Annotated in this window: 1 protein-coding gene; it reads left to right on the top strand. The window is 68.8% G+C overall.

The genetic code is table 11. The features are described 5' to 3' along the window. The coding region (locus tag RY831_RS33050) for a porin (RefSeq protein WP_326510511.1) at window positions 1-801 on the top strand (801 nt) is incomplete at both ends.

Genomic DNA, 801 nt, shown 5'->3' on the forward strand with positions numbered 1-801 from the left:
AACAATGAAAAAATCGCTCATCGCACTGGCAGTGCTCGGCGCTGTCGCCGGCGCCGCATCCGCGCAAACCAATGTGACCATCTACGGCGTGGCCGACGCCGGCCTGAGCCGCATCGACAACGGCCGCGTCAACACCACCGCGCTGCAGAGCGGCCAGCAATCCGGCAGCCGCATCGGCTTCCGCGGCACCGAAGACCTCGGCGGCGGCCTCTCGGCCATCTTCACCCTGGAAAACGGCTTCAGCCTCGATGACGGCACTCTCGGCCAGGGCGGACGCCTGTTCGGCCGCCAGGCCTTCGTCGGCCTGCAGGGCGGCTTCGGCGCCGTCAAGCTCGGCCGCCAGTACAACCCCATCCGCACCGCCGTCGAGAGCATCGACCCGTTCGGCCTGGGCCTGGCCGGCAATGCCGCCAACGTCTTCAACGTCCATGGCGAGCGCGCCGACAACACCCTCAACTACACCTCGCCGAACTTCGGCGGCTTCAGCGGCCAGGCGCAGTACAGCTTCGGCGAAGTCGCGGGCAGCAACTCCACCGGTCGCCAGGTCGGCCTGTCGGCCAGCTATGCCGGCGGCCCGTTCAGCGTGATCGTCGCCCACCATGACCAGAACACCACTGCCACCGCGGCAGGCGCGACAGTGGCAGCCGGCGATGCCAAGACCACCTTCCTGGGCGGCACCTTTGACTTCGGCATGGCCAAGCTCCACGCTGCGTATGCCCGCAGCAAGGGCGAGACCGCGCTCGGCGTGACCAACCTCGACCGCGACGACGCCATGCTCGGCGTGAGCGCCCCGATCGGCGC

It is taken from the genome of Noviherbaspirillum album, assembly GCF_035916955.1.
GTDB classification, from domain to species: domain Bacteria; phylum Pseudomonadota; class Gammaproteobacteria; order Burkholderiales; family Burkholderiaceae_D; genus Noviherbaspirillum; species Noviherbaspirillum album.